This window comes from Pseudomonas sp. URMO17WK12:I9 (assembly GCF_900230165.1).
Taxonomy (GTDB): domain Bacteria; phylum Pseudomonadota; class Gammaproteobacteria; order Pseudomonadales; family Pseudomonadaceae; genus Aquipseudomonas; species Aquipseudomonas fulva.
Map to the genome: position 1 here is coordinate 498,320 of NZ_OCMQ01000003.1, position 22,854 is coordinate 521,173.

General features: G+C 60.8%; 22 protein-coding genes. 9 read left to right on the forward strand and 13 right to left on the reverse strand.

Features of this window, described 5'->3' with window-relative positions:
* Nucleotides 1-55: 55 nt before the first annotated feature.
* Nucleotides 56-1,132 (forward strand): 3-deoxy-7-phosphoheptulonate synthase, encoded by a 1,077-nt coding sequence (locus tag CRP40_RS10000; RefSeq protein WP_027914602.1) that lies wholly within the window; start codon nt 56-58, stop codon nt 1,130-1,132.
* A 42-nt stretch (nt 1,133-1,174) separates the two neighbouring features.
* Here the strand turns inward: CRP40_RS10000 and CRP40_RS10005 are convergent, their stop codons facing one another.
* Complete coding sequence (locus CRP40_RS10005; protein ID WP_023536046.1) at nt 1,175-1,456, reverse strand: GNAT family N-acetyltransferase; 282 nt, start codon at nt 1,454-1,456, stop codon at nt 1,175-1,177.
* A gap of 501 nt (nt 1,457-1,957) precedes the next feature.
* Between CRP40_RS10005 and oprI the strand changes: the two genes are divergently transcribed.
* A complete protein-coding gene (oprI, locus tag CRP40_RS10010; protein ID WP_003259780.1) occupies nt 1,958-2,209 on the forward strand; it encodes an outer membrane lipoprotei OprI in 252 nt (83 codons plus the stop codon).
* Between the two features lie 131 nt (nt 2,210-2,340).
* On the opposite strand, the gene CRP40_RS10015 is transcribed toward oprI, so the two are convergent.
* The 3 genes from CRP40_RS10015 to CRP40_RS10025 form a co-directional block, all read right to left on the reverse strand.
* Complete coding sequence (locus CRP40_RS10015; protein ID WP_027914601.1) at nt 2,341-3,318, reverse strand: L,D-transpeptidase family protein; 978 nt, start codon at nt 3,316-3,318, stop codon at nt 2,341-2,343.
* Nucleotides 3,319-3,428: 110 nt separating this feature from the next.
* The gene (locus CRP40_RS10020) at nt 3,429-3,719 is read right to left on the reverse strand and encodes a hypothetical protein (RefSeq protein WP_027914600.1); all 291 of its coding nucleotides are present in this window, start codon (nt 3,717-3,719) and stop codon (nt 3,429-3,431) included.
* Between the two features lie 58 nt (nt 3,720-3,777).
* Nucleotides 3,778-4,383: an arylesterase gene (locus CRP40_RS10025; RefSeq protein ID WP_027914599.1), complete on the reverse strand. Its 606-nt coding sequence runs from the start codon at nt 4,381-4,383 to the stop codon at nt 3,778-3,780.
* 10 nt (nt 4,384-4,393) lie between these two features.
* Between CRP40_RS10025 and CRP40_RS10030 the strand changes: the two genes are divergently transcribed.
* Both CRP40_RS10030 and CRP40_RS10035 read left to right on the forward strand, forming a co-directional pair.
* A complete protein-coding gene (locus tag CRP40_RS10030; RefSeq protein ID WP_027914598.1) occupies nt 4,394-5,080 on the forward strand; it encodes an ABC transporter ATP-binding protein in 687 nt (228 codons plus the stop codon).
* A complete protein-coding gene (locus CRP40_RS10035) occupies nt 5,077-7,584 on the forward strand; it encodes an FtsX-like permease family protein (RefSeq protein WP_027914597.1) in 2,508 nt (835 codons plus the stop codon). The genes CRP40_RS10030 and CRP40_RS10035 overlap by 4 nt, the downstream gene beginning before the upstream one ends.
* 562 nt (nt 7,585-8,146) lie before the next feature.
* Here CRP40_RS10035 and CRP40_RS10045 read toward each other — a convergent pair.
* The gene (locus tag CRP40_RS10045; protein ID WP_027914595.1) at nt 8,147-8,839 is read right to left on the reverse strand and encodes a helix-turn-helix domain-containing protein; all 693 of its coding nucleotides are present in this window, start codon (nt 8,837-8,839) and stop codon (nt 8,147-8,149) included.
* Nucleotides 8,840-9,193: 354 nt separating this feature from the next.
* Here CRP40_RS10045 and greB point away from each other — a divergent pair, with 354 nt between their 5' ends.
* Nucleotides 9,194-9,697 (forward strand): transcription elongation factor GreB, encoded by a 504-nt coding sequence (gene greB / locus CRP40_RS10050; RefSeq protein WP_049696270.1) that lies wholly within the window; start codon nt 9,194-9,196, stop codon nt 9,695-9,697.
* 33 nt (nt 9,698-9,730) lie between these two features.
* On the opposite strand, the gene CRP40_RS10055 is transcribed toward greB, so the two are convergent.
* Nucleotides 9,731-10,039: a hypothetical protein gene (locus tag CRP40_RS10055; RefSeq protein WP_027914594.1), complete on the reverse strand. Its 309-nt coding sequence runs from the start codon at nt 10,037-10,039 to the stop codon at nt 9,731-9,733.
* Nucleotides 10,040-10,246: 207 nt separating this feature from the next.
* Nucleotides 10,247-11,659, reverse strand: a complete 1,413-nt coding sequence (locus tag CRP40_RS10060) for a transglycosylase SLT domain-containing protein (protein WP_027914593.1) — start codon at nt 11,657-11,659, stop codon at nt 10,247-10,249.
* Nucleotides 11,660-11,812: 153 nt separating this feature from the next.
* Here CRP40_RS10060 and CRP40_RS10065 point away from each other — a divergent pair, with 153 nt between their 5' ends.
* From CRP40_RS10065 to CRP40_RS10075, 3 genes are all read left to right on the forward strand, one after another.
* Complete coding sequence (locus tag CRP40_RS10065) at nt 11,813-12,619, forward strand: TatD family hydrolase (RefSeq protein WP_027914592.1); 807 nt, start codon at nt 11,813-11,815, stop codon at nt 12,617-12,619.
* A gap of 97 nt (nt 12,620-12,716) precedes the next feature.
* Nucleotides 12,717-14,195 (forward strand): methyl-accepting chemotaxis protein, encoded by a 1,479-nt coding sequence (locus CRP40_RS10070; protein ID WP_027914591.1) that lies wholly within the window; start codon nt 12,717-12,719, stop codon nt 14,193-14,195.
* 75 nt (nt 14,196-14,270) lie between these two features.
* Nucleotides 14,271-14,639, forward strand: coding sequence for a hypothetical protein (locus CRP40_RS10075; protein ID WP_027914590.1), 369 nt, complete (start codon nt 14,271-14,273; stop codon nt 14,637-14,639).
* A gap of 6 nt (nt 14,640-14,645) precedes the next feature.
* Here the strand turns inward: CRP40_RS10075 and CRP40_RS10080 are convergent, their stop codons facing one another.
* From CRP40_RS10080 to CRP40_RS10090, 3 genes are all read right to left on the reverse strand, one after another.
* A complete protein-coding gene (locus tag CRP40_RS10080; protein ID WP_027914589.1) occupies nt 14,646-15,443 on the reverse strand; it encodes a thioesterase family protein in 798 nt (265 codons plus the stop codon).
* A gap of 73 nt (nt 15,444-15,516) precedes the next feature.
* Nucleotides 15,517-16,296, reverse strand: coding sequence for a CHAD domain-containing protein (locus tag CRP40_RS10085; RefSeq protein ID WP_027914588.1), 780 nt, complete (start codon nt 16,294-16,296; stop codon nt 15,517-15,519).
* Nucleotides 16,297-16,310: 14 nt separating this feature from the next.
* Nucleotides 16,311-16,589 carry a hypothetical protein gene (locus tag CRP40_RS10090; RefSeq protein WP_023536014.1) on the reverse strand — a complete coding sequence of 93 codons (279 nt, stop codon included), beginning with the start codon at nt 16,587-16,589 and terminating at the stop codon, nt 16,311-16,313.
* A 164-nt stretch (nt 16,590-16,753) separates the two neighbouring features.
* On the opposite strand from CRP40_RS10090, the gene CRP40_RS10095 reads away from it, so the two are divergent.
* The gene (locus tag CRP40_RS10095) at nt 16,754-17,794 is read left to right on the forward strand and encodes a patatin-like phospholipase family protein (protein ID WP_027914587.1); all 1,041 of its coding nucleotides are present in this window, start codon (nt 16,754-16,756) and stop codon (nt 17,792-17,794) included.
* Nucleotides 17,795-17,866: 72 nt separating this feature from the next.
* On the opposite strand, the gene CRP40_RS10100 is transcribed toward CRP40_RS10095, so the two are convergent.
* From CRP40_RS10100 to lon, 3 genes are all read right to left on the reverse strand, one after another.
* Nucleotides 17,867-19,738 carry a SurA N-terminal domain-containing protein gene (locus tag CRP40_RS10100; protein WP_027914586.1) on the reverse strand — a complete coding sequence of 624 codons (1,872 nt, stop codon included), beginning with the start codon at nt 19,736-19,738 and terminating at the stop codon, nt 17,867-17,869.
* 183 nt (nt 19,739-19,921) lie between these two features.
* On the reverse strand, nt 19,922-20,194 hold the full coding sequence (locus tag CRP40_RS10105) for an HU family DNA-binding protein (protein WP_027914585.1): 273 nt from the start codon (nt 20,192-20,194) through the stop codon (nt 19,922-19,924).
* A gap of 151 nt (nt 20,195-20,345) precedes the next feature.
* Nucleotides 20,346-22,742 (reverse strand): endopeptidase La, encoded by a 2,397-nt coding sequence (gene lon, locus CRP40_RS10110; protein ID WP_027914584.1) that lies wholly within the window; start codon nt 22,740-22,742, stop codon nt 20,346-20,348.
* Between the last annotated feature and the right edge of the window lie 112 nt (nt 22,743-22,854).

A 22,854-nucleotide genomic window follows, 5' to 3' on the forward strand; every position in this document is an offset into this window, starting at 1 on the left:
CTGGGCCGCACGGGGATAGCTGGCGGCCGGCACCCGTGACCTGACGAGTAACACGATGGCTGATTTACCGATCGATGACTTGAACGTTGCATCCAACGAGACGCTGATCACCCCCGACCAGCTCAAGAAGGAAATTCCCCTTAGCGCCCAGGCCCTGCAGACCGTGACTGCTGGCCGTGACGTGGTGCGCAATATTCTCGATGGCAAGGATCACCGCCTGTTCGTCGTGGTCGGCCCTTGCTCCATCCACGACATCAAGGCCGCGCATGAGTACGCAGAGCGCCTTAAGGCCCTGGCCGAAGAAGTGTCGGACACGTTGTACCTGGTCATGCGTGTGTATTTCGAGAAGCCGCGTACCACTGTGGGCTGGAAAGGCCTGATCAACGACCCCTATCTGGACGACTCCTTCAAGATTCAGGATGGCTTGCACATCGGTCGCAAGCTGCTGCTCGACCTCGCCGAAATGGGGCTACCCACAGCCACTGAGGCACTGGACCCGATTTCCCCTCAGTACCTGCAGGACCTGATCAGCTGGTCAGCCATCGGTGCACGTACCACCGAGTCGCAGACCCATCGCGAAATGGCCTCTGGCCTGTCGTCGGCTGTCGGCTTCAAGAACGGTACCGACGGTGGCTTGACCGTCGCCATCAACGCCCTGCAGTCGGTGTCCAAGCCGCACAGGTTCCTTGGGATCAACCAGGAAGGTGGCGTTTCCATCGTGACCACCAAGGGCAACCCCTACGGGCATGTCGTGCTTCGCGGCGGCAACGGTAAACCCAATTACGACTCGGTCAGTGTCGCCCTGTGCGAACAGGACCTGGCCAAGGCCAAGATCAAGGCCAACATCATGGTCGACTGCAGCCATGCCAACTCCAACAAGGATCCGGCATTGCAACCGCTGGTGATGGAAAACGTAGCGAACCAGATTCTGGAGGGCAACCAATCGATTATCGGGTTGATGGTCGAGAGCCATCTGAACTGGGGCTGCCAGTCCATTCCCAAGGACTTGTCGCAGTTGCAGTACGGCGTCTCCGTGACGGACGCCTGCATCGACTGGTCAGCGACTGAGAAGACGTTGCGCAGCATGCGCACGAAGTTGAAGGACGTACTGCCTCAGCGCAATCGCGCCTGAGACCTCAAGGGGCCATCCAGGCCCCGTTGCCCGAAGCAGTGGTCACACCTTGCTGGCGTGACGCTGCTGACGCTCCATGTAACGTTCCACGTACGAGCACGAGGGTATCACCGTGTAGCCCATCTGCTCGGCATACTGCAGCGCGCGCTCGGTCAGGGCAGCGGCGATCCCACGTCCACGCAAGGCGTTGGGTACGAACGTGCGGTAGATGTCCAGCGTCTGCTTACCCAAGTCCATGTAGGTGAGGTAGGCACGATGACCGTCCACGTTGGTCTCGAACTGATGACCCGCCTGGTCATGGTGGATGGTCAGCGCTTCGCTCATCACTACTCCTTGCGGGCCTTTCCGGCAGACCCTTAGCCTGATCGATGGTCAATACCCGGCACACTTGGCACATGCATCATCTGTTGCGCGTTGGACCGCTGGACGTCTGCGTTCGTTCGGGCTTTCTGTAAACCCACATACTAGGCGCATACCCGTGGATTGCTCAAGTGAAGCGCTTTGAATGAATGCAAGCTACCAACCGCTTACGCTGTTAAGTGTGACGTTAGCTTTGCCGACAAATGATGTACGACTAAGACGCACAAAGACAGTAGAAGTCACCCTTAGTTCAACACGAAAGTTGCCGTTAGTGTCGTGTTGCACCGCTGCCTCGGGGCTGGGAGCCACTGGCCAGTGTGGGCGCAGACACTGCGCACTGTTTTTTTTTGCAGTTCTTGCGTTCAGTCAGTTTACTTACTACAAGTAATGGGTACTATGTACGCCGGCCAGTTTCTCTTTTCTGAGAGATGGCTCATTAATAGAAAGTCCTTGAAGGGGAACACGATGAACAACGTTCTGAAATTCTCTGCTCTGGCTCTGGCCGCAGTTCTGGCTACCGGTTGCAGCAGCGTCTCCAAAGAAACCGAAGCTCGCCTGACTGCAACCGAAGACGCAGCAGCCCGCGCACAAGCTCGTGCCGATGAAGCCTACCGCAAGGCTGACGACGCACTGGCAGCCGCTCAGAAAGCTCAGCAGACCGCTGACGAAGCCAATGAGCGCGCACTGCGCATGCTGGACAAAGCCAGCCGCAAATAATAGTCCTTCGGGGCTGTTATCAAGCCGACCCCCTTGGGGGTCGGCTTTTTTTTGGTTTCGAAATCGCACGTTGGCGCGATGCGCCGCCCAAGACGCCTGGTGCGCCTTGGCAACGCCGTTCGCACAGCGGGTTACTGCATCTCCTCTGGAAGCGTCGAGACCATGGGTGTGGCGCCCTGATTGTCGACGGGCACGGCAATCTCCACCGGCATACCGTCTTCAGCAGCCACGACATCGCGAACCATGTCCCAGTTCATGCGCAGGTTATTGGCCAGGTCTTCGCGCTTGAGCAACGCGTTGATGACCGCCGTATGCTTGTCGACCACCGACGGATTGCCCTGATCATCCAGCGGCGTATGGGCTTCGAGGTATACCTTGCCCCCGCTCAACCCGAACTTGTACGGTTCGTTGATGATGCGAACCGGCGTACCCACTGGCACCATGCCCGACAGTTCCAGCACATTGTTGTTGAGCATGCGGAAGCAGCCATGGCTGGTACGCATGCCAATCCCGAATTTCTTGTTTGAGCCGTGGATCAGATAACCTGGTACGCCCAGGGTGAACTTGAAGGGCCCGAGCGGGTTGTCCGGGCCGGCCGGAACCACGGCAGGCAAGATGTCGCCATCGGCCGCATGTTCGGCCCGAATCGACGCCGGCGGCGTCCAGGTGGGGTTTGGCGTCTTGGCGATGATCTTGGTATTGGCAATTGGCGAACCCCAGCCTTCGCGACCGATCCCCAGCGGGAAGGTGTGCACGACATTCTCGCCCTTGGGGTAATAATACAAGCGGTATTCGGCAAGGTTGATGACGATACCTTCGCGAGGGCCCGGTGGCAGGATGTAGCGCGTGGGCAAGATGATTTCGGTGCCGGCGCCAGGCAGCCAGGGATCGACGCCCGGGTTGGCGGCGATCATCTCCAGATAGCCCAGATCATTGGCCGTACCGATATCGGCGAATGTATCCTCGTACTTGGCCTTGATCACATGCACCTGACCGACGATGTCGTCCCCAGGTGGCGGCAGTGGCAACTCCAGTGCGACAGTGGGCCCCGCTACCAGCAAGGCGGCCAGGGACAGGCTACGAGTGACGGCGGGAAAGCGCGGCAACATCCGGTAAATCCTTTGGAAGGTGGGACGAAAGCCATGATTGTACACCCCCGCCCCAAGCAGCGGGAGGCACCCGGAGCCCGACACGGTTACAGATGATGAAAGGTGCGCGCCTAGACTGCCTGCAGCTGGGGCCAGATCGGCCGCATGCCCCGCCGTTGCGCGTCCAGAATGGCACGGCACAGCTCGCACAGTCGGGTATCGCGATAGATGGTGCGTGGTACGCCGGACCAGCGAGGGTGCGCGGGCAATAAACCCCCGCACAATGTTCTGTCTACCGGCACGCCGAGTTCGAGCTGCCGCGCGACCAGGTGAACGCGACTTTCCTGGCAGGCGAACAGGTCAAGCTGTTCGTCGGGCTCGATCAATTGGTAGGCGAAAAGGGACCAGGCAGGGCGCGGCATCGGGGGTACTCGGAACGGGGGGCGCAACATTAGCCCAAACCCGCCCCCGTTTAAAGCGTCAGAGCAACGGTTTAAGCACCGGCCAGGCATTTTCCAGCAGCCGCTGCTGGGCGCCCTGGGCGGGATGGATGCCGTCGGCCTGCATCAACTCAGGAACGCCCCCTACCCCTTCCAGGAAAAACGGCACCAGGGCCACCTGCTTGTCCTTGGCCAGCTCCTCGTACACCTTGGCAAAGGCCGTGGTATAGCGAACACCATAGTTGGGAGGCAGCTGCATGCCCAACAGCAGCACCTTGGCACCTGCCTGGCGCGACTGATCGACCATTGAGGCAAGGTTTTGTCGCAATTGCGCTGGCGGCTGCCCGCGCAACCCATCGTTGCCTCCCAACTCCAGCACCACCACCGCCGGCTTGTGCGCCGCCAGCAACGCAGGCAGCCGCGCTTGCCCGCCGGCGCTGGTGTCGCCACTGATCGACGCGTTGACCACTTTGTCGTCGAAACCTTCCTGGCGCAGGCGGGTCTGCAACAAGGATGCCCACCCGTAGCGGGTATCCAGGCCAAAACCTGCGCTGATACTATCACCGACAATCAGCACCGTTCCCGCAGTCGCGCTCTGGGCCAGGCAATACAGGGCCAGGCCGGCACTCATCAACCACATTCGCATCGGATTCTCCATGGGCCCCAGCATGCTCGTTGCGCAGCACCTTAGCAAAGTGGTCACCAGCGCGGAAGGTGAACTCACCATCCTGCACCCCCTATCGCTGGAGCTGGCCGCGGGGGACAGCCTTGCCATCGTCGGCGCCTCAGGTTCAGGCAAGTCGACCCTGCTTGGGCTGCTGGCCGGGCTTGATCAGCCCAGCGAAGGTTCGGTGACGCTCGCCGGACACGACCTTGGCGCGCTCGATGAGGACCAGCGGGCGCGCATCCGGGCCGAGCACGTGGGCTTCGTGTTCCAGTCATTCCAGTTGCTCGACAGCCTCAATGCACTGGAAAACGTGATGTTGCCGCTGGAACTGCATGGCCGCGCAGACGCGCGCGATCACGCGCGCACCTTGCTCGAACGCGTAGGCCTAGGGCAACGGCTGAGCCATACGCCGCGGCAACTGTCGGGCGGTGAGCAACAGCGGGTGGCCCTAGCCCGAGCCTTCGCCGCTCAGCCCGCCGTGCTGTTTGCCGACGAACCGACGGGCAACCTCGACAGCCACACGGGCGAGCGTATCAGCGACCTGCTGTTCGAGTTGAATCAGGAGCGCGGCACCACGTTGGTCCTGGTAACCCACGACGAGCGACTGGCGCACCGTTGTCACCGTCATATCCGCCTGGACGCGGGCCAGTTGGTCAGCCCCCTGGAGGCCGGATGAAGGGCATGCCGGCGTCGCGCCTGCTGGGGCTGGCCTGGCGGCAGCTGCTGCGTGATCTCAGGGCCAGTGAAGTTCGGGTGTTGTTCTTCTCGCTCCTGGTCGCCGTAGCGGCCAGTACTGCCATCGGGTATTTTGGCGCACGGCTCAACGGTGCCATGCAATTGCGCGCCAGTGAGTTTCTGGGCGCCGACCTGGTGCTGCAAGGCAGCGCCCCAGCGGCGGCGTCACAAATTACGGTAGGCAAGGCCTTGGGGCTGCATCACGCCCAAGTGGTCGAATTCACCAGCGTGGTCGGCGCAGATAACGGTATCCAGCTCGCGGGGGTAAAGGCCGCCGATAACGCCTATCCACTGCGTGGCCAGGTGCGCAGCGCCGCCGAGCCTTATGCCGAGGAAAACCCAGGCGGCGGGCCGGCAGCCGGCGAGGTGTGGGTAGAGCCCCGGCTGCTGGCGGCATTGGGCATGAACATCGGCGACAGCATCGATGTGGGCATGAAGACCCTGCGCATGAGCCGCGTGCTGACCTATGAACCGGATCGGGCGAACAACTTCTACAGCCTGACCCCACGGGTGATGATGAACCTGGCGGACCTGCCGGCGACCGGTGTGATCCAACCCGGCAGCCGCGTGACTTACCGTGACCTGTGGAGCGGCCCTGCCGCGGCATTGGCGCAATACCGTGCCAGCGTCGATAACACGCTTTCGGCCAGCCAGCGGTTGCGCGACACCCGCGATGGCAACCAGCAAATCGGCGGCGCACTGGGCAAAGCCGAGCGCTACCTGAACCTTGCCAGCCTCGTTGCAGTATTGCTGGCCGGTGTCGCCGTGGCGCTGTCTGCCAGCCGCTATGCCGCCAGGCGCCTGGACGCCAGCGCCCTGCTTCGTTGCCTGGGACTGTCGCGGCGCCAGGCACTGCTCCTGTACAGTTTGCAGCTGGCCATGCTCGGGTTTGCAGCGGCGATCGTGGGGGCCGCAGTAGGCTGGCTCGCGCAGCTGGGTTTGTTCGAGCTGCTGCACGGATTACTGCCCAGCGACGTACCGCCAGGCAGCCTGTGGCCGGCCTTGGCTGGAATCGCCACGGGCCTGGTCGCGCTGACAGGCTTTGCCCTGCCGCCGATTGCAGCTTTGGGTAAAGTGCCCCCGTTGCGGGTGTTGCGTCGTGACTTGCTCCCTGTCCCTCCCAGCAGCTGGCTGGTCTACGGTGCAGCCTTGTTCGCCCTGGGTCTTATCATGTGGCGGCTAAGCCTTGACCTGCTGCTGACCTTCGCACTCCTGGCAGGTGGCCTGGCGGCGGCCCTGGTCCTGGGCGGGTTGCTGTGGCTGGGTTTGCGCAGCCTGCGTCGGCTCCTGTCAGGGGCGCCGTTGGCCTGGCGGCTAGGGCTGGGCCAGCTGCTTCGCCACCCCACGGCCGCCGCTGGGCAGGCCCTGGCCTTCGGGCTGATCCTGCTGGCCATGGGCCTGGTCGCGCTGCTGCGTGCAGAGCTGCTCGACACCTGGCAGGCACAGCTGCCTGAAGACGCCCCGAATTATTTCGCACTCAATATTCTGCCTGACGATCAGGATCGCTTCGCCCAACAGCTCAAACAGATCAACGCCGCTGCTGCTCCTCTGTACCCGGTCACCCCGGGGCGGCTGATCGAGATCAACCAGCAGCCCGTTCAACAGATCGTCACGAAGGACTCCGCAGGCGAACGCGCCGTGCAACGTGACCTGAGCCTGACGTGGGCGGCGCAGTTGCCTGACGGCAACCAATTGACCGGTGGCCATTGGTGGCAAGGGTCACCAACCGATGTCGAGGTACCTGGCGTATCGGTAGAGGCCCAGCTCGCCGAAAGTCTTCAGCTGAAGTTGGGCGACACACTCACGTTCGATATTGGTGGCCAGCAACGTCAGGCCAAGGTGATCAGTCTGCGCAGCGTGCATTGGGACAGCTTCCAGCCCAACTTCTACATGATCTTCCAACCCGGCACATTGCAAGGGCTGCCTACGACCTATCTGACGAGTTTTTACCTCTCCCCCGGGCATGATCAGGAGATCGTCGCCCTGTCACGCGCATTTCCTGCGGTGACCATCCTCCAGGTCGATGCATTGCTCGCCCAATTGCGCAGCATACTTGCCCAGGTCACGCTGGCAGTAGAGTATGTGCTGCTGTTCGTACTGGCCGCGGGATTGGCCGTTTTGTTCGCAGGCCTTCAAGCCACCTTGGATGAGCGCATTCGCCAAGGTGCGCTCTTGCGTGCCCTGGGAGCCCAACGCCAGTTGCTGGTCAAGACACGGCGCATCGAATTCGGCTTGCTGGGGGCTTTGAGCGGTTTGCTGGCGGCGCTAGGGTGCGAGCTGATTACCTTGGTGTTGTATCACTACGCTTTCGCACTGCCCTGGAGCCCGCACCCGTGGTTGCTGCTCATGCCCGTCGCAGGCGCGCTGTTGGTAGGCTGCGCGGGTGTGCTCGGCACTCGCCGCGCACTTGATGCCTCACCGCTCACCGTCCTGCGTGAAGGGTGAAGCCAAGGCGGTCCTGCGTGACTCGGGACCGTCTTGCCGACGTGCCAGGCTTACGGCGAGCAGCTGCCCAGGCCGTGCTTCTCCAAATACCGCTGCTGGTCTTGGTCAGCCACCTGAAGGTGCGATGCCCTCTGGCTCGATCCCGATGTGTTCATGAAGTTGTTCGATATGCTCAGGGCGGATACCGCAGCACCCGCCTATGATCGTGGCGCAGGTGAAAGGCGCCACAGCATAACTGTTGGCCGTCACGATCCGCGCCGGCGCTTATGAACATCTTATGCGCCTGGAGCACGTGCTCTGGGGGCTCGATCAGCCCAAACGCCAACCGTTCCGGCTGCCTGAAGGGGGTTCCGCTGCGCTTGAGCACCTGCTCCATCCCACCGTCAAGCAGGTGATTGCGATAAGCCATTTGCATTGGTGACAAGCGCCGAGGGCGAAGGTCGCCAAGCCTGACGCACCTGGCGCCTGCGGGTTGGAGAAGCCTCGCAGATCACCAGGCTGTCGAACGAGTACCACGCCTGTGAAACGGCGGTGAACGGTTGGCTGAAAAAGCGTTGAAAAACTACGCGGCCTTGCAACCCAGGCTGCGCATCAGATCGCGGGTTGCGTCGAGAAAGACCTCGTTGATCGCCTCGGCACACTCTGGCGTCAAGCGGCTTGAAGGGCCTGACAGCACCAATGCCCCGACCAGTTCATCGCCTGCCCCGTAGACGGGAAAGGCTACCGAAGCCGCATGCGGGTCCGTGGCCCCCATCGAGAAAAACGGCTTCTGCATGGTGATGCCGCTGGCAAACGGTGTACGCAAGGCCTGGGCGCCGGCAGCATCGTCCATCGGACGCATATCGCCAGGTTGAACGTGCATGCGTAGGCGATGGGGGGAGTTCACCCGGTACTGACACATGCGGTAGGCGCCGTGGCGCACGTAGAACGACGCGGTTTCACCCGTACGCTCGGCCAGAAGGTGCAGCCTGGGCATCACGTGCCGCTCCAGATCAATACCCTCTTCGTACACGGCGTTAAGCCGCATCACTTCACTGGCCAGCTGGTAGCGACCGTCGGCCATGCGGTTGACATAGCCGTGATTCTCAAGCGAAACCATCAGGCGCATGATGGTACTTTTGATCAGCCCGGTACGCTCGACGAGCTCGACGAGCGTCAGCGCCGTGTCCCCCACCTGAAACGCAGAAAGTACCGTCAGCACGCGGTCGGCCGAAGCCACTCCATTGACCGCGGGACGCGGCCGGACATTTACCATCGAGAGTTCCTCACCTGTGAATGATGCAAGTCATTGTCGGCATTGAAAGCGCCCATTATCTGGCAATGCCCTGACGACCGCCATCACAGCTGACCACATCGATTGGGTGGTTGCGCAATCTGCAGCCAGTCGTCCGGGGCTTCTTGCAAGCATGCGGACGCACCATGAACTCGGCCAAGGCCATGACGTGGCTCAGCTGCACGGACCATTCACCGCTGACTCCAGTGCTTGATCCAGTGCTTGAACATGGCGCATCTGGGCGGTTAACGTCTGTAGCCTCCCGGCTACCCTGTGCCACCTCCCCGTGCGCGCAGCGACAATGTTGGCCGGGTTCGGATATGGAAAAAAGCAAACATGGCAACTGACCTCATCACCGAAGCAGGCTACCAAGCCCTGAAAGATGAACTGGACTGGCTTTGGCGAGATGAGCGACCAGAGATCACGCGCAAAGTGACCTGGGCGGCGTCACTGGGCGATCGCAGTGAAAATGCGGACTACCAGTACAACAAGAAAAGGTTGAGGGAAATCGACCGTCGTGTCCGCTACCTTCGCAAGCGCATCGAGAACCTGCGCGTGGTGCCTTACTCGCCCGCGCAGGAAGGAAAAGTGTTTTTTGGAGCATGGGTGACCATCGCCAACGAGCACGACCAAAGCAAGCGGTTCCGAATCGTTGGCGCGGATGAAATCTACGACCGCAAGGACTTCATCTCCATCGACTCACCGATGGCCCGGGCCTGCATAGGCAAGTGCGTCGGGGACGAGATCATGGTGCGCACACCCACGGGAGAAGCCTACTGGGACGTCACCGACATTCAATACGATGCACACGAAGCCGCGCCACGATTCGTCAAACCCTGATCGCTTTGCACCGTCGCAGGAGACGGCAGACTTTCAGCGTGCCGTGATCAGCCCTTGGCGCGCGATACGGACCAGATGGCCGATCACTTCGGCCGAGGCCTCGGGCGCGGGCGCTTGAATCACGGCAAGGTCGAACCGGTCATTGGCGTACTGGGCGAAATGCTCGCCGGTCTCGGCGAACTGGATCAGGAATGCACGGGCCTGGCCTCGTCGACGAGACAAGCCTTCAAGGTGGCGCAAAAGTGTGGGCTGGTGCGCCCCCCCAAGCAGGATGCGCGGGGTGCGCGACGCCTGACTGACAGGCAGAGGGCTTAGACAGACACTGGTACGTGGGCAACTCATGGTGAATTCTCCGCCTCGCCAATCTCGCTGGGCAGCGGTGGGAGGCGTCACCGAACCAGCGCTTTAGCGGTATTTCGGGACACCCCTCGGGCGTCTCTGCGCCCCGCAAGTAGCTGTTTAAATCGGCGCAGGCGTCATGCTAGAGCGATTGAACCGAACATGCAAGCGCACGATTCTGGCCAATTGCCCGCCTCGGTGCAGCCTCGCTTAGTGCTTGCCCTTGGGCTCCAGCACCCGCCGCTCCCGATTGAACGCCAGGAAGTACTTGTTCACGCTGTTGACGAAGTTGACCGGCCCCATGCCCACCTGCTCCATGGCGATGCGTTCGGTCTGGAAGAACCATTGGTTACCGTTGAGCCCACGCTTGCGCGCTTCGGCGCGCATGGCTTGCACGCGCTCGGGCCCCAGGTTGTAGGCGGCCAACACGAACGCCATGCGCTCACGTTCATTGATGCGGGGGCTGGAGAAGAACTTGCGACGGATCAGGGCCAGGTAACGCGCACTGGCCTGAACGTTGCCGTCCACCGTCTTGATGTTACTGACCCCGACCCGCTGGGCAGCCGCCGGCGTGATTTGCATCAACCCGTGTGCGCCCCCTGCCCCCCGCGCGGCCGGGTTGAGGGTCGACTCCTTGAATGCCAAGGCGGCAAGGTTGAGCCAGTCGATCTGCTGCGCCTGGCCATGCTTTTGCAACACGGCGCTGACCGAGGCCAGCCGTTGACGGTCCTGGCGGGCGAGCGGGTTGTGTACCCGGTACTGACGCCGATAGATGCGTTCGAATGCTGCATCCTCGTTGTCAGGGGCGCGATAGTTCTGTAGGAAGCGGTCGACCGATGCCTGCAACTGCGGCGAGTCACGACCAACGTACCAGCGCATGGCTTGCGAGGGCCCCAGGTGCACGCGCAGGTTGACACGCAGCTTCGGCATGACCTTTGACCAGCGGCGGGCGATCGGCTGTTCGACCACGGTCAAGTGATAGATACCGGCCTGGACCATCTCCAGCACATCCTCGATCGCTAGGGTCGGATCGACCCACTCCACCTTGACCGGGGGACGCTTGCGCATGGCCAGACGCTGGTTCAGTTGCTCGATCAACGGGCCCGCGGCACTGGCGCTTGTCAGCGCGATGGTGCGACCTGACAATTGTTCCGCCTGGCTGAAGGCGCGCCCCCCCTTGCGCCCAACCAACACCAGCGCCACCTGATCACGCACTGGGGCAGTTGCTACTACGTTACGCACCGTGGCAGGATCGAGCAGTTCCCCTGGTGCAGCCAAATCGCCTTCGCCGCGCCCCAGTGCGCCTAGGAGCTGCTCCTTGGCGCGTGGGATCAGTTTGAGCTCGATACGCTGGCTGTCCTCTACCCGGGCATTGAGAAAGTGCTCGAGCGCGCGCAAGCGGTAGTACTCGACGCCCACTGGCTCGCCTTTCACTTCTCCAGAGCTGTTGCGGCTTTGATTGACCAGCACGCGCAAGACCTTGCTGCTGCGAATGTGCTGGAGGTCGCGGGCATTGGCCGGCGCAATGTGATGCTGCGGGCCCGGTGGACGTACCTGCGTCTGCGCTTGGCTGACCAGAGGCAACCCTAACAGCAGCATGAACATGAGCCAGTAGCGTGGCATTTGAGGTATCCGTCGTGAGTGGGTGGCCAGCATGACGTTCGCCACGTTTGGGCTTGAGGTCAAAAAGACCATGCCCTGGACTTGAAGTTCTTGGACAGCCAGTTCGGCACGGGCTTTTGCTATGCTGGCGTCCCTGCGGCACGAGGTAGCACCATGCAATTGATCGATATTGGCGTCAACCTGACCAACAGCAGTTTCGATGGCCGCCAAGCGGAAGTGGTCCACCGCGCCTTGGAAGCGGGCGTCGAGCAAATGGTCCTGACGGGCACCAGCCTGCCTGTGAGTGAACAGGCCATTGTCCTTTGCCAGCAACTGGACAGCGCGCAGACTCACCTGTTCGCGACGGCTGGCGTTCACCCGCACGATGCAAACAGCTGGAACAGCCAGAGCGAACAGCACATGCGCCAACTGCTCGCCGAGCCGCGGGTGCGCGCCGTGGGCGAATGCGGCCTGGACTTCAACCGCGATTTCTCTCCACGCCCTGCGCAGGAGAAGGCCTTGCACGCCCAGCTGGCATTGGCCGTGGAGTGCCAACTTCCGGTGTTTCTCCATGAGCGCGACGCCAGTGAGCGCCTGCTGGCCATCCTCAAAGAGTATCGCGACCACTTAAAAGCAGCCGTGGTCCACTGTTTCACCGGGGAACGTGCTGCGCTGTTCAGCTATCTGGACCTGGACCTGCACATCGGCATCACTGGCTGGATTTGTGATGAACGGCGCGGGACGCACCTGCATGGATTGGTGGGCAGTATACCCACCGGCCGCTTGATGCTGGAGAGCGATGCCCCCTATTTATTGCCGCGCAGCCTGCGCCCCAAGCCCAAGAACGGGCGTAACGAGCCGGCGTACCTGCCTGAGGTCCTGCGAGAAGTGGCACTGCACCGCAGGGAAACCCTGCAAGATACCGCCGCGCACACTACTGCCACGGCTAAGGCATTCTTCGAATTGCCGTCGCAATCCTGATATCTCTTGATACATATCAACACCCCTCGAGTCGCCGCGGGCACAATGATGGCACCTTGCCAATATTGTTTCCGCTCAACTCAGAGAAGACCTGCCCATGGGTGCCTGGCTTAGCAATGTTTCCCTGAAATACAAGTTCTGGGCGGTCAACGCCGTCGCTTTCGTGACCACCTTGCTGCTGGTGCTGTACGCCGTCCATCTGGAGCAGCGCGCCCGTGCTGAAGGCGCTGAACATCAAGCAAACGCCCAGGCAAACCTGCTGGCAGCGTGGCCACAAGGCCAACCGTTGCCTCTTTCGGCAAGCGTCATCACCTGGGGTGCAGGGCAGATGCCCTCCTTTGCCGGCGAGCCCCTGGAGGCCTTGCGCGGCGCTCAGGGCTGGATAGCGCTGCCCTCCAACCAACTGTTGGGACAAGACCCCATTCAGGGCGCTCATGTGCTGCAGAGAGGTGATCAGCGTGTTGCCGTGATCGCCCAGTCACCCAGCCTGCGCCAGGTCTTCATCGATCGATTTACGCATTACGCGGTGTGCGTGTTGATTCTGATGCTGGCCATGCTCGCCGCTTCGCAACTGCTGATCCGCTTTCTACTCAGCCAACTCAACACGCTCAAGGACGTGATGCTGCATGTGGAAAAAACCGGTGATCTGGCGGCGCGTGTACCACTGGCCGGCGGTGACGAAGTCGGTCAGATGGCGGGCGCCTTCAACGCCATGCAGGGCACCTACCACCGTATCGTCAGCACCGTCGCCACCACCGCAGCACAGCTCGACTCAGGTGCCGCGCGTCTTGCGGCCAGCATGAACGAGGTGCGTCACGGCATGCTCGGCCAGCAAAGCGAAACCGACCAAGCCGCGACAGCCATCAATGAAATGTCCGCCACTGTCTACCATATCGCCCAGCATGCAGGGGCGACCCGCGATCTGTCCCAGACTGCCGACACGCTCGCCGGCGGTGGGAAAGACGTGGTCAATCGCGTGCAGACGTCCATTGCCGGGCTTTCCAGCGGCGTTCAGCAGACCGCCGAAATGATCCGTCAACTCGCCGAAGACAGCCAGAAGATCAATGGTGTGGTCAGTGTCATTCACAGCATTGCCGAGCAGACCAACCTGCTGGCATTGAACGCGGCCATAGAGGCGGCCCGTGCCGGTGACCTGGGTCGTGGGTTTGCCGTGGTGGCCGATGAGGTCCGCAACCTGGCCAAACGCGTTCAGTCATCTACCGACGAGATCACTACCATGGTGTCTGCCCTGCAGTCAGGCACGCGTGATGCGGTCGAGTTTATGCAGGAAAGCTCCTACAAAGCAGACGATTGTGTGAAACAGGCCCAGGAAGCAGGAGCGGCATTGGCCGAGATCACTGGGGCAGTGGCGCAGATGCGTGAAAGCAACACCCAGATCGCCGTGGCTGCCGAACAACAGAGCCAGGTGGCAGAGGAAATGAACCGTGCCGTCGTCAGCATCCGTGATGTGACCGAGCAAACCGTGCAGCAGACCGTAGGTTCGGCCACCACCAGTTCGGAACTTGCGACACTGGCCGGGGCGCTGAACAAGGCTATAGGTCAACTGAAGCTATAACGGTCATAGGCAGTGGCGATTGGCTCTGGCCGCGCCTGCACACTACGCTTTGGGCATGACCGAGAGGAAATGCCCATGAACAAACGTCTACCCAATCTGCTCGCCTGGCAATGGCGCGGCTACCCGCACAGTCATCGTCACCCTGCAAACCTGGTGCTGCATTTGATTGCGGTTCCGCTGTTCATTCTGGGCGTCCTGTTGATCGTGTCCGGATTGTTAGGGCTGGATATCGTGCAGCTGGCGGTCGGCGTGCTCGCCCTGGTCGCGGCCCTTGGACTTCAACGTCACGGCCATCGCCTGGAAGCTGATACCCAAGAGCCCTTCATCAACCGCACCGACCGTGTTCAACGTGTACTCAGCGAGCAGTTCATCACGTTCCCGCGTTTTGTGGTGAGTGGCGCGTGGTGGCAGGCCTGGCGCGACCGTCACAAGCCTCGGCGGTGACGGGCATCACCCAAACACCGTCACCGTTTGCCTGCTCAAGGCCAACAATGCGCCGTCTGCACTCCATAATGCAGCGGCCGCATGGCCATATCCCTCGCGTGCGTATTCGGTTTCCACACGGTACTGGCACCAATCGCCAGCGTTCAGCGAGCGTACAGACTGGACGAATTCGATGGTCCAGGTAAGTGTACTGCCGGCTGCAGGCTGTCTGAGCATGGGCAGAACGCTAGGTGGCCAGGCGTCTACCAACGCCAGCAGGTGCGCCTCGTTCATTTCCCCGTCTTGCAGGTCACGCAGGCGCACCCAGCCCCCCATGGTGCGCGAGTCATTGCCGCTGAACGGAAGACCACCGATCGCCCAGCGCAACTCCAGGTTTTTCATGAATTGCGGTGTCACACCTGGGATATGAGGCAATGGTGCTGCACTCGCCTCAAGCGCCGGCATTTCTGGTGCAGGTACGGCGGGTACGGACACGGCAGAGCTTCGTGCAGCCCCGAAACTGCCCTGTACCAGCGTCACCACCTGTCCTTGCTGCACGGCGCGGCCCAGCAGCGTGCTGACACCCGTGCCATGGCGCAATAGCTCGACCTCCAGCCGAATCGGGGTATCTGCCGAGGCAGGACTCACGAAAGTAATGGCCAGTGAGCGCACCGGGCGGTCATGACCTAGCCGGGAACGCATCGCCTCGAACACCATGGCAGCCATCAGGCCGCCAAAAATCGCTCGCCCCTGGCCCCAGCCTGCCGGCACGCGCACGCTGTCGGGATGAGCTCTGGCAGCCTTGAGCACTTGTTCGAACGTCATTGGGCAGCTCCTGCACGAGTAACGGTGCTCCCATCCTAGCCGGCCCTGGCCCCTGCAACAGCCTTCATATCGGTCATTGTCCGGGCTTGCGACGGGCCAACGCAGCACCCAACGCGTCCAGCGTGCTGTCCGACCGCCGCTCGGCCTCTTCCAACTGGTGTTGCCATCCGCTAATGCAGCCCGCCAGATCGGCGTGCTGTTGCGCTTGCAGCAACCATTGCAGACGGTCATGCCAATCCCCCAGATCGCCCTGTGCTCGTTTCAGGGTGCGTTTGAGCTTCTTCGGGGCGTGGCCGAACTGGGGGTAGGCTTCGTCTGCGTACCGCGCTCGTTTGATCAGCAACCGCAACCGGTGACGATCGTGATTGGGATCCTGCAAGGCCTCGGTCAGCTTGCGCCACTGTTTGCGCAAGCGTTTCTCGATACGCTTGTCCAACGCCTGAATCAGGCCATCGCGATCTGCGCCACGCAAAAACGCGGGAAACGCATCCACCGCCCCCAGTAACCGGGTCAGCTGCGGGCTGCGTGCGACGCTGGCGTAGGATGGCCCTCGCCCTTGCAGACGCCTGCGCCCGGCCTGCTCGAACCCTTGGGTAATGAGGGCGGCGCCCAGCACTTCGGCATCGCGCAGCGGCGTGGTGAGCGTCCCTAGCGCCTTGGCGGCACTTTCGAGTTGCTCCACACCAGGCAGCCCGCGCAGTGGTCGTACCAGGCTGCGCAGGCGGCGCACGGTGGTGCGCAGGTCGTGCAGGGCTTCACTGTCGGTGTCGACCGCCAGGCGTTCGCGGCACGCCAGGAGCCTGACGTGCAAGGTGATGATCTGGGCGATGAGGTGATCAAGCATGTCAGACATGTGGCAACCCTCGATCAACGGCCGGCACGGGACTCACGGATGTAGAAGCGTGCTTTTTCAGCCTTGCGCGTGCAGCTTTCGTAACCCTCGAATTGCTGCTGCGTCTTGGCGCCTGTAAGCAGCGACAGCGCCTTGGAATAACTCACGGCCCCCGCAAAGCCTTCAGCCTTGGCCAGGTCAAGCTCCTTCCAGGCGGCGTCCAGTTGTGTGGCACAGCTGTCACGGTATGCCGTCTTGCCAGCGCAACCAGCAAGGGTCAGGGCAATCAACGGCAGGCAGATCCAGGCTTTCATCAGCTAAACCTCTGAGGGAGAGAAACAATGCATGTTCGACGCCAACCCCTTGTAAAAGTGCCCGCCTGGCTTTGACCAAGCAGGTCCTCGACAGGTTGCGCATTGCTGCCAAGGGTACGATGCGTGCATTGTAGAGCTTAAGTGGCGAACGCTGAGGGAAGTTGATGAACAAACGCGTGGCATTGGTGCTCGGATCAGGCGGGGCCAGAGGGTATGCGCACATCGGCGTGATCGAGGAGATCGAACGCCGCGGATATGAAATCGCCTGCATTGCCGGGTGCTCCATGGGAGCGGTCGTTGGCGGCATTTACGCTGCAGGCAAGCTTGAGCAATACAAACGCTGGATCGAGAGCCTGGACTATCTGGATGTCCTGCGCCTGGTAGATGTTAGCTTTAGTCTGGGCGCTATTCGGGGCGACAAGGTCTTCGGTCAGATCCGCAAGATAGTAGGCGACATCAACATTGAGCAATTGCGCATTCCTTATACCGCCGTTGCAGCTGACCTGACCAACCAACAGGAAATCTGGTTTCAGGAAGGCTGCCTGCACCAAGCCATGCGCGCCTCGGCTGCCATACCCAGTCTATTCACGCCCGTGGTTCAAGGTAACCGCATGCTGGTCGACGGCGGCATCCTCAACCCGTTACCCATCGTGCCCGTGGTATCGAGCCACTGCGACCTGATCATTGCGGTCAACCTCAACGCCACCAACCAGAAGCAGTATCAACTTCCAGTGATAGAGCGACCTGCAGCCTTCAAGATGAGATTCGATGCACTGATCAACTCGCTTGGCTCGCACCTGCCGTTTCGCCGCAAGCCCGCCGAAGAGTTGGTCCGTATTGAAAAAGGCATGACGCGCGATCGTTTTTCTCCCGTGAACCCGTGGCTGGCCGAATCGGCAGATCCGCAGGCACAGCAGCCTACGGCGGCCCCCGAAAGCGAAGGCGCGCCCAAGTCTGCCACCGGTTCGTTCATCATCGACAACGTAGGGCCGGCCTCGCTGCTGGACTTGATCAACCAGAGTTTCGAAGTCATGCAGACTTCACTGGCGCAGTACAAGATCGCCGGCTATCCGCCTGACGTACTGATCAACGTGCCCAAGCGTGTGTGTCGCTTCTTCGAGTTCTACAAGGCGCCCGAGCTGATCGCACTGGGCCGCGAGATCGCACGCGACACATTGGACAATCATGAGGGTGTCAAACGCTAACGCTTGCGGTGCCTGCGCACAGGAAAAAAAACAGGCCGCTTATAGCGGCCTGTCGCGTGTTTCCAAACGGCTTTAGTAACGCGTGATGTCCGCGTTGGCCTCCAGCTGTTTGCGGTAGGCGGCGAAGTCCTGCTGACCCGCACGAGACGCCAAGTAGCGGCGGATCTGCTGCTTCTCTTCATCAGTGGCCGCAGCACCGTCATTGACACCCTTGAGTTGCAGCACGACCAGGCTGCCATCACGCAGCACGACGCTGCCATAGACGGGCTTGTCCTTGGCTTGCGGCTTGCCGAGACGGAACAATGCCTGCAGCTCGACAGGATCGATACCTTCCTGACCACGCGAGACGGCTTCATAGGGCTTCCAGCCCTGGCCTTCCTGAACGCTTCCAGGGGCGATGGAGCCATCACGCAGCCCCGCGATCAGCTTGTCCGCCTTGGCCTTGAGGGCAGCGGTGGCTTTCTCTTTGGCCAGATGCTCGCGAATGTTCTTGGCAACCGTCTCGAGTGGCAGCTGTGCAGGCTTGCGGTGTTCCTTGACGCGCAGTACCACCGTCGTCTCCGGATCGAGCTCGATGGCGGTGCTGTTGGCACCCTCTTCCAGCACTTCCTCCGAGAACGCTGCCTGCACCACGGAGCGGTTGGCAGTGATACCGTCGCCGCCTTCGCGACCGAACGGAGCGGACGTTTGCACCTTGAGGTTCAAGTCCTGAGCCGGCTGCACCAGGTCGGAGGCCTCGTAAGCGGCATCCTGCAACTGCTTGCTGGCGTCCACGTAGCGTTGCTCGACCAGTGGCGTCTTGAGGTCGCGGGTCAGCTTGTCTTTCAGGCTCGCGAAGCTCGGCACCTCGGGCGCTTCAACGCCCAGCAGCTTAATGATGTGATAGCCGTATTCGGTACGAACCGGGGCTGAGACCTGACCGTCGTGCAGCTGATACAGCGCCTGTTCGAACGCCGGATCGTACACACCAGGGCCGGCAAAGCCGAGGTCACCGCCGTTGCTGGCCGAACCTGGGTCCTGGGAAAATTCCTTCGCCAACGCGGCGAAATCTTCACCCTTGGCCAGGCGCTGTTCGATTTCGTCAGCACGCGCCTTGGCTTGGGCATCGGTGGTCTTGTCGTTGACCTCGATGAGGATATGCGCCGCGCGGCGCTGTTCGGCCAGGTTGGCGATCTCTTTCTCGTACTGAGCCTTGAGCGCCTCGTCAGTGACCTTGGCCTGGTCAAAGAACGACGATTTCTTGAGCTCTACGTAATCGATGACGACTTGATCAGGCGACATGAACTCTTTGGCATGGGCGTCATAGTGCTGCTTGACCTCTTCGTCGCTGATCTTGATCGCGGCTGGGTCGGCCTTGAAGGTCAAGGACGCGAAATCGCGGGTCTGCTTCTCAAGGCGTGCAAAAGCATCGACTTGCTGATCGGTTACGAAGCTGCTGCCGGCGATCCCGGCACGTAACTGCCCGATGAGCATTTCTTCACCGAGCATTTCGCGAAACTGCATACGCCCATAGCCCATCTGGCGGATGACCTGGTCGAAGCGGTCGCTGTTGAACTTGCCGTCAACCTGGAACTCCGGCGTTTGAAGCATGACTTGATCGAGCGCAGCATCGGAAAACGCGAACTTGGCGTCCTTCGCACCTTCGAGCAACAGCTTGCGGCTGATCAGACCCTTGAGGGCCTCTTCACGCAGCAGCTTGTCGTCAAGCAGCGCAGGATCGAAGTCCTTACCCAGTTGCTGCACCAGCTGGCGGCGCTGCATGTCGGCCGCCTGGCTCAGCTCGTTCTGGCTGATCGTTTCGCCGTTGACCTTGGCAGCATCCTGGCTGTGGCTGGCGGCTTGGAAAATGGCTTCGAACCCGGTCAATGCCATTAATACGACAATGAGACCGATAATGGTTTTGGCAATCCAACCTTGTGAATTGTCCCTGATATTTTGCAGCATGCGTCCCCCAGAGACGGCTGTACCACTGCGTCGACAACCGCGGAGCGTGGGTAGAGTCCTGATAAAAGAAAGGCGCATCCGAGGATGCGCCTTTTCTTAGCATACGAATCAGGCGGTAACGTTTGCGTCCCGCCTTCAGCGTGCTCGGACCTGGCCTGGCCGGGTCCGGCTGAAAGAGACGACTTAGTTGACGGCGTCTTTCAGGCCTTTACCTGCCTTGAAACCTGGAACCTTGGCGGCTTCAATTTTGATCGCCTTACCGGTCTGCGGGTTACGGCCAGTACGCTCAGCGCGTTCCTTGACAGAGAAGGTGCCGAAGCCGACCAGAACGACATCGTCGCCTTGCTTCAGGGCGCCGGTGACGGTTTCGATCACTGCGTCCAGCGCTCTGCCAGCGGTGGCTTTGGGAATGTCTGCATGTGCGGCGATAGCGTCAATCAGTTCCGACTTGTTCACTCGTAAGTCCCCTTGTGCTCTATTGAGTATGTTTCTAAGTATGTAAAGAAAAGCGTGTGAAAACGGTGCTGGGTGGCCTGATGACACTCACGTGCCGCTTTATAGCAAGGCGCCGAAAATACTGTCAAGAAAGCCACCCGGGCTGAAACTGTTAGTGCGTGCTAATTCTTTCCTTTGCCTCACTGTCGCGCTTATCGTCCTTCGCGACAATCTCGGAAGCCACATCTGGCAAGGGCTCCGGGGCGTATTGCAGCGCAATTTGCAGGACTTCGTCAATCCATTTGACCGGTTTGATCTGCAGATCCTGTTTAATATTCTCCGGGATTTCCTTCAGGTCACGCACGTTCTCCTCAGGAATGATCACCGTCTTGATGCCGCCCCGGTGTGCGGCCAGCAGTTTTTCCTTGAGCCCGCCAATGGCCAGAACCTGGCCGCGCAACGTGATCTCGCCTGTCATCGCTACATCCGCGCGCACAGGTATCTGAGTGAGTGCCGACACCAGCGCGGTGCACATGCCGATGCCTGCACTCGGGCCATCTTTGGGGGTGGCGCCTTCGGGCATATGAATATGAACGTCGTGCTTTTCATGGAAGTCTGCTGCGATCCCCAGGCTGCGGGCACGGCTGCGCACCACTGTCTGCGCGGCCGTAATCGACTCGACCATGACGTCACCGAGCGAACCGGTCTTGATCAATTGGCCCTTGCCAGGAATGACCACGGACTCGATGGTGAGCAATTCGCCGCCCACTTGTGTCCATGCCAGACCCGTCACCTGGCCGATCTGGTCCTGCTGCTCGGCCAGGCCATAACGGAACTTGCGCACGCCCAGAAGGTGTTCGAGCTGCTCGCCGGTCACCTTGACGTTGACCTGCTTTTGCCCTGCATGTTCCTTGACGACCTTACGGCAGACCTTGGCAATCTGACGCTCAAGACCACGCACACCCGCTTCGCGCGTGTAGTAACGAATGATGTCGCGAATGGCCGAGACATCGATCTCCAGCTCTTCTTTTTTCAGGCCGTTCGCCTTGACCTGCTTGGGCACTAGGTATTTGACTGCGATGTTTATTTTTTCATCTTCGGTGTAACCCGGCAGACGAATGATCTCCATCCGGTCCAGCAACGCTGGCGGGATGTTCATCGAGTTGGAGGTGCACAGGAACATCACGTCCGACAGGTCGTAATCGACCTCCAGATAGTGATCGTTGAAGTTGTGGTTCTGCTCGGGGTCCAGCACCTCCAGCAGTGCCGAGGCCGGATCGCCGCGCATGTCGCTGCCCATCTTGTCGATTTCATCGAGCAGGAACAGCGGGTTGCGAACGCCCACTTTGGTCATCTTCTGAATCAACCGGCCGGGCATGGAGCCGATATAGGTCCGGCGGTGGCCGCGGATTTCAGCTTCATCCCGTACCCCGCCCAGGGCCATGCGCACGAATTTACGGTTGGTCGCAGCGGCAATGGATTCGGCCAGGGACGTCTTGCCCACGCCAGGTGGGCCAACCAGGCACAGCACTGGGCCACGGATTTTCTTGACGCGCTTTTGCACGGCAAGGTACTCGAGAATACGGTCCTTGACCTCTTCCAGACCGTAGTGGTCTGCATCAAGAATGTCTTCGGCCTTGGCAAGGTCCAGGCGCACTTTGCTCTGCGCTTTCCAAGGCACCTGAACCAGCCAGTCCAGGTAGGAACGCACTACGGTGGCCTCAGCCGACATCGGCGACATTTGCTTGAGCTTGTTCAGCTCAGCCTGGGCCTTGGTCATGGCGTCCTTGGGCAGGCCAGCGGCCTCGATACGCTTTTTCAGCTCCTCGAGCTCGTTATGACCCTCATCACCATCGCCAAGCTCTTTCTGAATGGCCTTCATCTGCTCATTCAGGTAGTACTCGCGCTGGCTGCGCTCCATCTGCTTTTTCACCCGGCCACGGATGCGCTTTTCGACCTGCAGCAGGTCAATCTCGGCATCAAGCAGTGCCAGGACATGCTCGACCCGCGTTGGCAGGTCGACGATTTCCAGAATTTCCTGTTTCTGCTCGATCTTCAGGGCCATGTGAGCGGCCATGGTGTCGACCAGACGCCCGGGCTCATCGATGCTGTTGAGCGATGACATCACTTCGGCAGGCACTTTCTTGCCCAGTTGCACGTACTGCTCGAACTGCGAAAGCAGTGTGCGCACAAATACTTCCGACTCGCGCTCTACAGCCTCGGTTTCGTCGATCAGGGACACTTCGGCGCGCACATGGCCATCGACTTCACTGAAGCGCTCGACAGTACCCCGCTGCTCACCTTCGACCAGCACTTTCACGGTACCGTCAGGCAGTTTCAGCAGCTGGAGCACGGTGGCTACGGTACCAACGCGGTATAGCGCGTCTTCGCCCGGATCGTCATCAGCCGGGTTTTTCTGGGCGAGCAGGAGAATCTGCTTTTCGCCCGTCATCGCGGCTTCGAGGGCCTCGATGGATTTCTCACGCCCCACAAACAGCGGGATGACCATGTGCGGGTAAACAACGACGTCGCGCAATGGCAAAAGAGGCAAGTCGAGGGTGGTCTTCATGATTTCGCCTCTACAGCGGCCTTAGTGGCCGGAAACCGTGGAATTGATGTTTGGACCTAATGTGGGGGTACACCCACGAAATTACAAGCGCTGGCGCAGGAAAAGCAAAAAG